General features: G+C 53.0%; 10 protein-coding genes and 1 tRNA gene. All 11 read right to left on the reverse strand.

Features of this window, described 5'->3' with window-relative positions:
• Positions 1 to 140 precede the first annotated feature (140 nt).
• A tRNA-Ser gene (locus ACCI49_RS21700) sits at positions 141 to 230 on the reverse strand.
• 280 nt (positions 231 to 510) lie between these two features.
• Entirely contained in the window at positions 511 to 705 is a 195-nt protein-coding gene (gene csrA / locus ACCI49_RS21705; protein ID WP_091391203.1) for a carbon storage regulator CsrA, read from the reverse strand.
• A 229-nt stretch (positions 706 to 934) separates the two neighbouring features.
• Positions 935 to 2167, reverse strand: coding sequence for an aspartate kinase (locus ACCI49_RS21710; RefSeq protein WP_371841330.1), 1233 nt, complete (start codon positions 2165 to 2167; stop codon positions 935 to 937).
• A gap of 128 nt (positions 2168 to 2295) precedes the next feature.
• Entirely contained in the window at positions 2296 to 4908 is a 2613-nt protein-coding gene (gene alaS / locus ACCI49_RS21715) for an alanine--tRNA ligase (protein WP_371841331.1), read from the reverse strand.
• Between the two features lie 72 nt (positions 4909 to 4980).
• On the reverse strand, positions 4981 to 5328 hold the full coding sequence (locus ACCI49_RS21720) for a histidine triad nucleotide-binding protein (RefSeq protein WP_371841332.1): 348 nt from the start codon (positions 5326 to 5328) through the stop codon (positions 4981 to 4983).
• A 4-nt stretch (positions 5329 to 5332) separates the two neighbouring features.
• The gene (locus ACCI49_RS21725) at positions 5333 to 5518 is read right to left on the reverse strand and encodes a Trm112 family protein (protein WP_371841333.1); all 186 of its coding nucleotides are present in this window, start codon (positions 5516 to 5518) and stop codon (positions 5333 to 5335) included.
• A gap of 144 nt (positions 5519 to 5662) precedes the next feature.
• Entirely contained in the window at positions 5663 to 6502 is an 840-nt protein-coding gene (locus tag ACCI49_RS21730; protein WP_371841335.1) for an alpha/beta hydrolase, read from the reverse strand.
• A gap of 44 nt (positions 6503 to 6546) precedes the next feature.
• Positions 6547 to 7566: a class I fructose-bisphosphate aldolase gene (locus ACCI49_RS21735; RefSeq protein ID WP_371841336.1), complete on the reverse strand. Its 1020-nt coding sequence runs from the start codon at positions 7564 to 7566 to the stop codon at positions 6547 to 6549.
• Between the two features lie 40 nt (positions 7567 to 7606).
• Positions 7607 to 9085 (reverse strand): glycerol kinase GlpK, encoded by a 1479-nt coding sequence (glpK, locus tag ACCI49_RS21740; RefSeq protein ID WP_371841338.1) that lies wholly within the window; start codon positions 9083 to 9085, stop codon positions 7607 to 7609.
• A gap of 97 nt (positions 9086 to 9182) precedes the next feature.
• Positions 9183 to 9668 (reverse strand): regulatory protein RecX, encoded by a 486-nt coding sequence (locus ACCI49_RS21745; RefSeq protein ID WP_371841339.1) that lies wholly within the window; start codon positions 9666 to 9668, stop codon positions 9183 to 9185.
• A complete protein-coding gene (gene recA, locus ACCI49_RS21750) occupies positions 9669 to 10703 on the reverse strand; it encodes a recombinase RecA (RefSeq protein ID WP_371841340.1) in 1035 nt (344 codons plus the stop codon).
• Positions 10704 to 11111: the final 408 nt, after the last annotated feature.

Raw genomic sequence — 11111 nt, forward strand, 5'->3', positions numbered from 1 at the left:
GTGAGCTTTCCGAATCCCGGCAAGGTCATTTCCGACCCTGCTTGAAGTGGCGTGCATTATAGCTTCGCGACACCTTTTTGCAAGCAGCTTCAAAAACTTTTTCTGAGACTGCAGGCCTCCTTTACAGAGAGCCTTTTATATGGCGGTGAGAGAGGGATTCGAACCCTCGATGAGTGTTAACCCATACGCCCTTAGCAGGGGCGCGCCTTCAGCCACTCGGCCATCTCACCTTTTAAACCCACCTCGAAAACGGAGTTTTCGAGCCGCCCCGCAAGGAGGCCTTCCCTTTCAGCCAAGCAGCTTGACTGCTCGCTGAAAGTGGGCGGCATAATACCAACGGCCCGACAAAAAGCAATGGGGAATCAATAACTTTTTGCTCTTTTTTGTCTTTCTGCACACGTTTTGGGCAACACGCTCAAAAAAAAGACTTATCCGCCAGCTGCACTGTTTGTGCGGTGCAACCACAAATAAAAAAGGCCGGATGTCCGGCCTTTTTGGGAAGCTGCCCGTTTACTCGTTGCCACCCTCCTCGGAGGATTGCTTTTCACGCTGAATGCGCTGATAAATTTCTTCGCGGTGTACGGCGACTTCCTTTGGCGCATTGACGCCAATACGCACCTGATTGCCCTTCACCCCCAGCACGGTAACCGTGACATTGTCGCCAACCATCAGCGTTTCGCCAATTCGGCGGGTTAAAATCAACATTACCTACTTCTCCTTGATCATCCTGTGATAAAGAACGGCCAGTGTTTTCCTAAGGCTGCTCTTATTTGGTCATCTTAACCGGATGGCGGTGCAAAAAGGTCAAAAACTACCCATCACACTATTCAGTATTGACCAGTCGAACAAAATCTCAACAGGTTGGATGCTATGCCAAGCAACTGAATCGAAATGGCTGGCTCTTGCCGCCTTAGCTCCGGTTATAGCGTTTTTTTCATCTCTGTTTTTCAGAGAGTTCAAATTCACTGTGCAGTGCGCGCACAGCAAGCTCGAGATAGCGCTCGTCGATAATCACCGATATCTTTATTTCAGAGGTGGTGATCATCTGAATATTGATATTGTCTTCACCCAGAGCACTAAACATACGACTGGCCACATTCGCATGGGAGCGCATTCCCACACCGACAATAGACACTTTGGCAATCTTGTCGTCTGTGATCACTTCTCGGGCACCAAGTTCCGCCGAAACACGCTCCAAAACATCGCGCGCTTTATTCAAATCATTGCGATGCACTGTAAAAGTAAAATCCGTTGTGCCATCAACCGCACTGATATTTTGCACGATTACATCCACTTCAATATTTTCAGCGCCAACTGGCGCCAAGATACGGCAGGCTACACCCGGGGTATCCGGTACACCACGAATCGTTAACTTGGCCTCATCGCGATTGAATGCAATACCGGATACGACAGGTTGTTCCATCTCGTTATTTTCCTCATCCAGGCTAATCAGGGTTCCACCACCCTCTTCAAAAGTTGAGAGCACGCGCAATGGAACCTTGTATTTACCGGCGAACTCAACGGCGCGGATCTGCAAGACCTTTGAGCCAAGGCTCGCCATTTCCAGCATTTCCTCAAATGTAATCCGATCCATACGGCGCGCACTGTCCACCACCCGTGGATCAGTGGTATAGACCCCATCAACATCTGTATAAATCTGGCATTCAGTGGCATCAAGCGCTGCGGCGAGAGCCACGCCCGTGGTGTCCGACCCCCCGCGCCCTAAAGTGGTGATGTTTCCGTTATCATCTACCCCCTGGAAGCCAGCTACTACAACCACCTTGCCGCTATTTAGGTCATCGCGCATACGCTCGACATCAATACGCTGGATACGCGCTTTGGTATGGGCGTTGTCCGTGAGAATCTTGACCTGCCCACCGGTATAGGAGCAGGCGTCATAACCGCGCTTTTTCAGGGCCATGCTCAACAACGCAATGGTGACCTGCTCACCAGTGGAAACGAGCACATCCAGTTCGCGGGGGTCAGGCTTTTCCTGGATCTGGTAAGCAAGATCGATCAGGCGGTTGGTCTCGCCACTCATCGCGGAAAGCACCACAACCATGCCATGTCCCTTGGCTCGAAACGCAGCTACCTTATCAGCAACGGCCTCAATACGTTCAATAGAACCCACGGAGGTACCGCCGTACTTCTGCACGAACAAACTCATAACTTTTGTATTCCCTTAGCCCCAGGCCAAGTACGCGCTCCGCTCGGGCTCGTGCAGGCGCGCACTTAATCACCAAACTTCGGTGAAATCAACTTCGCAAACAATTTATGGCGCCGATTTAGCCAAAATTACCCGTCGAGTGATCCCTCAACCCATGCGGGCACCTCCTGTAACATACCAGGCAGTGCAGAAACATCGGTGCCCCCGCCCTGCGCCATATCACTGCGCCCACCGCCTTTGCCACCAAGTTTGCCAGCGGCAAAGCGCATCAGATCCCCGGCTGAAAGACGATCTGTCAGGTCTTTAGTGACTACAGCTACCAATGCGACCTTGTCCTCGCCTGGTGCAGCCAGTAACACAACGCCACTACCTAGCTTACTCTTCATCTGGTCTGCCAGATCGCGCAGTGATTTGGGGTCCACTCCGTCAATAGACGCGGCCAACAGTTTAAAGCCCGCAATCTCAACCGCTTGTGCAGTGAGATCACCACCCGTACCGCTGGCAAGCCTGGTTTTAAGCTGCACAACCTCTTTTTCAAGTTTGCGGTTATTCAATAACAGCTGCTCAACCTTGCCCGCCAGGGTATCCGGGCGCGCCTTCAGTAGCGCAGCGATATCCTCGAGGCGCTGCTGAGTCAGGTCGAATAACGACAGCGCATGTGCACCGGTAACAGCCTCAATACGGCGCTGCCCGGAAGCAATACCACTCTCGCTGACAATACGCAGTAAACCGATATCACCGGTGCGTTTGACATGGGTACCACCACACAACTCTATGGAGAAAGCACCGGTATCAGTTTCACCCATGGAAAGTACACGAACAGTGTCGTCATATTTCTCCCCAAATAGGGCCATGGCGCCCATTTTCTTTGCTGATTCGATATCAGTCTCGCGGGTCTTCACCAGTGTGTTGGCGCGAATTTGCGCGTTAACCAGGGATTCGATTGCGTGCAGTTGCTTTCTAGTAACGGCCTCAGGGTGCGAGAAGTCAAAACGCAGACGCTCGGAATCCACCAGAGAGCCTTTCTGGGTAACATGCTCGCCCAGTACTTTGCGTAAGGCGGCATGCAGCAGGTGTGTAGCGGAGTGGTTCAGTGCCGTCGCTTGACGCACATCTGCAGATACCTTGGCAGAAATTTCATCACCAACAGTGATGGCGCCCTGCAATACTTTGCCAACATGTAGATGATGGCCACCCTGCTTAGTGCAATCGCGAACCTCAAAACGGCCTACCGCCGCATTGAGGTAGCCGCTATCGCCAGCCTGGCCTCCGGACTCCGCATAAAAGGGCGTACGATCCAGAATCACCGCACCTTCTTCACCTTCTTCCAGGCGCCCAACCTGTTCACCATCTTTAACGATGGCAATAATCTTGCCTTCAGCTTCAGTACTGTCATAACCCAGAAATTCTGTTGCCCCATCCAGGTCCAGCACCTCGGTGTAATCCTGTTTAAATTTGCCTGCAGCACGGGCACGTTCGCGCTGGGCCTCCATAGCCCCCTCATAACCGGCCATATCCAGGGACAAACCTCGTTCGCGGGCAATGTCCTGAGTCAAATCGGTAGGAAAGCCGTAAGTATCATGCAAAGTAAACACCAGCTCACCGGGGATCTCGCTCCCCTCCAGCGAAGAAAGCGCACTCTCCAACAACGCCATTCCCTTATCCAGAGTTTTGGCAAACTGTTCTTCTTCTTTACGCAAAGCCTGCTCTATAAGCTGCTGCTTCTCACGCAACTCGGGATAGGCCTTTCCCATCTGCTCAGCCAGAGCTTCCACTAACTTATAGAAAAACACCTCTTTGTGGCCCAGCTTATGACCATGGCGCACTGCACGACGAATAATGCGACGCAATACAAAACCGCGCCCCTCATTGGAAGGCATCACGCCATCGGCAATCAGAAAAGAACAGGAGCGAATATGATCGGCAATTACACGTAGGGATTTTTCTTCCAAGTTTTCGCAACCAACGATTTTACCCGCGGCTTTCAGTAATGCCTGGAACAAGTCAATTTCATAATTGGAATGTACGCCCTGCATTACGGCGGCGATGCGCTCGAGACCCATACCGGTATCCACCGAGGGCTTGGGTAGGGCGTGAAGTTCACCATCTGCTGTGCGCTCATACTGCATAAAGACCAGATTCCAGATCTCGATATAGCGGTCGAGCTCATCATTGTCAGACCCGGGGGGGCCACCGGGCACGTCTTCACCATGATCATAGAAAATTTCTGAGCTGGGCCCGCAGGGGCCGGTATCACCCATCTGCCAGAAGTTGTCCTCGTCGAGGCGGGAGAAACGATCTGCACTCACCCCTACTTCTTTGAGCCAAATATTGGCAGCCTCGTCATCGCTGATATGTACGGTGACCCAAAGGCGCTCTTCGGGCAGGTTCAACACCTTAGTAAGAAAATCCCAGGCAAAACGGATCGCCTCACGCTTGAAGTAGTCACCGAAACTGAAGTTGCCCAGCATTTCAAAAAAGGTGTGGTGACGCGCAGTGTAGCCCACATTCTCCAGGTCATTGTGCTTGCCCCCGGCCCGCACGCAGCGCTGGGAGCTGGCGGCCCGGTTGTAGGGGCGCTTTTCCTGGCCGAGGAAAGTATCCTTAAACTGCACCATGCCGGCGTTGGTGAACAACAGGGTCGGGTCATTGCCCGGGACCAGAGAGCTCGAAGGCACTACGGTATGGCCCTGCTCGGTAAAGTAATTCAGAAAGGCGTCGCGAATCTGTGCGCTTTTCATCCGGCGTAATTCCACTTCGTTAATTAAAAGTTATTTGAACGACACCGATGACGCGGTGTCACGTCTGTCCTACTACTGCGCGAGCCCCTGTTCGGGCATCTTCTTTTGAGCCAGCAGATGAACATGCAGGTGAAATACGGTCTGCCCCGCGCTTCGTCCATTGTTCACCACAAGTCGGAAGCCCTCTAGTTTCAACTGCCGAGCTAACTCGGCGGCCACCCACATGAGATGGCCGAGCAGCCCCTTATCTTCGCTTTTGGCGTCGGACAAGTTGACCAAAGGTTTGCGCGGGATAATGAGGAGATGGGTCGGGGCTTGTGGCGCCCGATCCTCAATAACGACACAAAGGTCGTCCTCGTAGATTTTCTCGGCCGGGATATCGCCCGAGATAATTTGACTGAAAACGCTGGGTTCACCCATTGGCTTATTTTTCCAGCTTTTCCTCAGCGGTTAGTTGACGCGCTTCAGATTCCAGCATTACCGGAATCCCATCCCTAATCGGATAGGCCAAGCCACTGGCTTTACATACCAGTTCCTGGGTCTCTTCGCGGTACTCAAGCGGCGCTTTACTTACCGGGCACACTAATAGGCTCAGCAACTTTTTATCCATGTTCCACCCCACGATTTCCCCCCGACAGGATTTCCAGGGGGCAAAAATGACCGCGTATCATACAATGCTTCCAGGGGTTTTTCACGGCATTCAGCTCGGCTTCTGCTGACAGATATCCGCTCTTCCCCCCACCTTTACCGTTTTTTATCCTGGCGCGACACTTTCTGACTGGGGTAGCAGCGAGTTCAGATGTCCAAGTAACAGCTGCCGCGCCAAACGCCCCTCCTCAGCCTCGTTAAACAGCTCGTGGTAAGCCTCAGGAAAGCAGTGCAGCTTTTTATTGTCCGTCCCCATACGACCAAACCACTCCCGACTAACTTCCACATCCACTAAACGATCTGACTCCGGCAGCAGCATTAGACAGGGCATTAGCAAGCGCTCCAAATTGCCTGAGAGAAACTCTCTTTCCTGTAGGAAACTCTCAAACCAGCGCAGGGAAACCCCGTGATGCGCTAATTCATCATTGCGGTAAGCCTCGACAATGGAAGTATCACGGCTCAACCACTTGTCATCAATTCGACTCGACAATACGAGACCAGGAAACAATTTAGCCAGTGTCAGTACCAGCCACAACTCCAGGCCAGAGGGTTCTTTAGCACCGCGAAACCCCGGAGCCGACAGGATTACACTGTCCACAAAGCCATAACGGATGGCACTGCCACAAGCAACCACTGCTCCCATACTATGCCCCAGCAGGTGCACGCTTGCATTGGGATTACCACTTTTGACCAAGCAGATAAATTCGTGCAGATCTGCACTATATAGGGAAAAGTCATCTATATGTCCTCGCTTTCCCTCCGAGAGACCATGGCCATAATGATCTGGGGCATAAACGCTGAATCCCGCCTGATTGAGATGCTGGGCCAGTGGGGTGTAGCGGCCGCTGTGCTCTCCCAGTCCATGGGAAATCACCACCACTCCTATCGCTCCCTCAACCCACCAGCGACGGTAATGCAGGCTCACGTCGCGCGTTACAAATTCCATCCCCTTCTCCTTATCACATTATTGTTATTCGGGAACTCGTGCTATCAGGCCTTTGGCTCCAGATTTTCCTGATACTGGCCAAGCATGGCTAAATGATTTAAGTGCGCCCTTTTCACCAGTGCAGACTGAGCGGCAACGGTATTCTCAGATTGCCCCCGCCAAACCGCCAACGCGGGCTGCTGCAAGGCTCTCCCATAGGAAAAGCTCAACTGCCAGGGGGCTCCGGACAGTTGGTTGAGAGCGTTGAGGTTGGCCGTTGCCTCCTCAGCCGCCTGCCCGCCGGAAAGAAAATTAATGCTGGGCACGGCTGCCGGCACCGTGCGACGCAAACTGCGCAGCGTATACTCGGCAACCTGCTGGGGCTCTGCCCGCGAAGACTCTGAACCCGGGGTTACCATGCTGGGCTTGAGCAATATCAGCTCCAATATCACTCCGTGCTTATGTAGAGCGTGAAATACCGAATGCCAAACCTGCTCATTAGCCTCTGCACTTCGCCCAATACTGTGAGCGCCATCCATTAAAACTTCTGGCTCGACAATTGGAACAACACCCTCTGACTGGCAAATGGCGGCGTATCGCGCAAGCATTTCAGCGTTTGCATGAAGACCCAGCTCCGTGGGATTGTGAAGGGTTACTGGATAGACTTCGCGCCACTTGGCAAACCGGGCTCCCTGCTTTTTATATTCCTGGAGCCTATCAGCAAGGCCATCCAGGCCGTAAGTGATCATATCCCCACTACCTCCGGGCAGCAGGCCTTTGCCTTTATCGACCTTAATACCGGGAATAATTTTTTGCGATGCGGCCACTTGCGCAAGGGGTGCTCCCGTTGGATCACTCTGGCCGAGGGTTTCCTCGAACAGAATCACTCCACTGACAAACTCCCCCAACCCTTCACTCGATAGTAGGGCGGCACGATAGTTTCGACGGTTTTCCTCGTTGGACTCAACTCCCACCGAGGAGAAGCGCTTGGCGATGGTGCCCGTGCTTTCATCCGCCGCCAGAATGCCCCGTTGGCCATCGATTAGCCCAGCAATAGTCTCCTGCAACTCGTCTTGAATCGTCATATGGACACCTCCTTGTGCCAAAGAAGATAGGATATTTCATTTAAAAAGCTTTACAGGCCTCTACTGCCCTCTTCCATCCAGTCAACAAAGGCTCCCGCTCGGAGAGACCCATTGAAGGCATAAAGTCGCGCTCAATTTCCTGCAGGCATTTCGGCAGTTTGTCAAAATACCATACGCCACTACCGATACCCGCCAACAATGCAGCACCGATGGCAGTGGACTCCACTAGCTTCGGGCGCTCAATGCGCAGTGCTGAAATATCTGCCTGGAACTGCATAAGGAAGTTGTTTGCACTGGCGCCACCATCCACACGCATATGACTGATAGGGACCCCCAAAGCCTCCTCCATCAGGCGCGCCAGCTCATCGCTCTGATAAGCAATGGACTCCAAAGTTGCACGCACCACTTCTGCACGCCCGGCGCCACGGCTCAACCCACATACGGTACCCCGCGCCGATGGGTTCCAATGAGGGGCTCCCAAGCCACTAAACGCCGGCACCAGGTAAACCCCACGGGTATTGGGAATGCTCTGGGCGATAATCTCAGTATCAACCGCCTGCTGGATCAACCCCATCTCATCCCGCAGCCACTGTATCGCGGACCCCGCAGTAAACACCGACCCCTCTACCGCATAAGCGGGAGAGCCATCCGTATTACAGGCAATTGTCGCGAGTAGACCCTTCGGCAACTTGGGTCTCTTTTCACCGGCAAATGCCAGCATAAAACAGCCGGTGCCATAGGTATTCTTGATATTGCCAGGGCTGATGCAACCCTGGCCAAACAACGCCGCCTGCTGATCCCCGGCCACACCACAAATGGGGGCGCCAGCACCGAGAAATGACTCTGGATCGGTATCGGTAAAGTGACCGGCAGAAGGCCTGATTTCCGGCAGAATCGACTCGGGGCAATCGAATAGCGTTAACAGTTCCGGATCCCAGTTTTTCTGCTCAAGGTTATACAGCAGGGTTCGACTGGCATTCGTATGATCTGTAAGGTGTGCATTCCCCCCAGACATTTTCCACATCAGCCAGCTATCCACGGTGCCAAAACACAGTTCGCCATTGCGAGCTCTGGCCAACAGCTCTGGTTGCTTACGAAACATCCACAACAGCTTGCTCGCAGAAAAATAGGCATCCAGCAATAAGCCACTACGTTCCCGCAACCAATCCGACTTGCCCTCCGCGGCAAGCTCCTCACAAATTTCCGCTGAGCGACGACACTGCCACACTATCGCCGGGTGCACCGGCTTTCCTGTATGCTTATCCCACAGAATGGTCGTTTCTCTTTGATTGGTAATCCCGACGGCTTTGACTTCGGATGCACGGATGCCGGCACGTTGCAATGCCGCCGTACAAACCCGCTGCGTCACCAGCCAGATTTCTTCTGCATTTTGCTCAACCCAGCCAGGCTTGGGGTAGTAATTGGGAATCTCTGAATAACTGCGGCCAACCAAAATGCCACTGCTATTGAAGACAAAGGCGGTAGTGCCGGTAGTGCCCTGGTCAATGGACAGGATCATAGAGTGTCTCACGCTTATTATTCTTACTCTTGTTATCGCTGGCCAAACCGACAGCCATATTCTACCGAGGCTCAGCAGGATGAGAGTATAAGCCTGATTACTTTCCGTCCAGTGCCCAGCTAATCGCGTCTGCAGAAAAGCCCCGGTAAGCTAGATAACGTTGGCGCCTTGCGCGCTCTTTCATTTGCTGGTCTCGCGGCAGCGCTGCACTGATGGGAGTACGGTATTTACGCTGGAGCTGCTCCTGGGCTAATTCAAACCAGTTAACTTCCATCTGCTCAATCGCATTAGTAGCGTACTCACCGCGAATACCCCGCTGCTGCAATTCCTGGCGGATACGCACAGGCCCCTGCCCACGCAAAACCCGGCTGCGAGCAAAGACTTCAGCAAAGCGCTGATCTGACTGGTAGTTGAGTTCTTGTAAGCGCTCAAATAGAGCATTGAAATCGGAATCGGGGAACTTGCCCGTGAGTTTCTGCTTCAACTCCTGGCGCGAGTGCTCGCGGCGGGCAAGTAGCTCAAGCGCCGCACCGAACAGCGCTTGAGCGGGATCAACGGAAAAATCCGTGTTTGAATAAGGCACTTACTCTTCCGGAAGCTCCATGGCCTCTTCCGGGCTGGCCGGCACAAGATCACCGAGCAATTGCGCGCGCAGCTGCCCTTCAATCTCATTGCGGATATCCGGATTTTCCCGCAGGAATTTGGTGGCATTGGCCTTTCCCTGGCCAATCTTGTCACCCTTATAGCTGTACCAGGCACCAGCCTTGTCAACCAAGCCCAGTTTCACTCCATAGTCGACTACCTCGCCAACCATATTGATGCCTTCGCCATACATGATCTGGAATTCAGTCTGCTTGAAGGGCGGCGCCACCTTGTTCTTCACCACCTTCACGCGAGTTTCGTTACCCACCACCTCATCACCATCCTTTACGGAGCCGATACGACGGATATCCAGGCGCACAGAGGAGTAGAACTTGAGTGCGTTACCACCAGTGGTGGTTTCCGGAGAACCAAACATCACACCAATCTTCATACGGATCTGGTTGATGAATATTGCCAGGGTGTTGGTGTTCTTAATGTTACCGGTGAGCTTACGCAGGGCCTGGGACATCAGGCGGGCTTGCAGGCCAACGTGGGAATCTCCCATCTCACCCTCAATCTCAGCGCGCGGGGTCAGGGCCGCAACAGAGTCCACTACCAGAACATCTACAGCACCGGAACGTACCAGCATGTCCGCCACTTCCAGGGCTTGTTCACCGGTATCTGGCTGGGAGACGATCAACTCATCAACATTTACACCCAACTTCTCAGCGTAAATGGGGTCGAGCGCGTGCTCAGCATCCACGAATGCACAAGTACCGCCATTGCGCTGGGCCTCGGCAATGACTTGCAGAGTCAGGGTGGTTTTACCAGAGGATTCCGGACCATAAATCTCAACAATACGGCCACGTGGTAGGCCGCCTATACCGAGAGCCACATCCAGACCAAGGGAGCCAGTGGAGATTGCCGGGATACGCTCGCGCTCCTTGTCCCCCATACGCATCACTGTGCCCTTGCCAAACTGGCGTTCGATCTGTGATAACGCTGCCTTTAATGCCTTGTCTTTATTGGAATCCATGACCATTCCCGTATTGCTGAGCTGTTTTGATTGAGGGCAAGCTTATCGAAGGATTACTGTATAGGCAACCAGTAATTCAGGTTCAATCACTACCGGTTACCATCCCGCCGATAGTGCACTCCTGGGGACATCTAAATAGTCGGCCCTGAAAAAAACCAAACACTTGCCTCCAGCACGGTGTAATGAGGGTTTACGGGGCGATTCGGACTAAATCCACCTTCCAAAACGTAAGTAAAATATCCGCATTATTAGCCGGAACGGATTTGAGATCATAAAAATAGGTGAAAACGATTTTTTAGGGCACAAAAAAACGCCTCCAGCGCCCTGATCATCCATTTTCTCAAATTCCAGGCACACGCAGCCATGAGGAGATTTATCGCATCACCCACTGTGCCTTTGAGGAAGTTT

This window comes from Microbulbifer epialgicus (genome assembly GCF_041447265.1).
GTDB classification, from domain to species: domain Bacteria; phylum Pseudomonadota; class Gammaproteobacteria; order Pseudomonadales; family Cellvibrionaceae; genus Microbulbifer; species Microbulbifer epialgicus.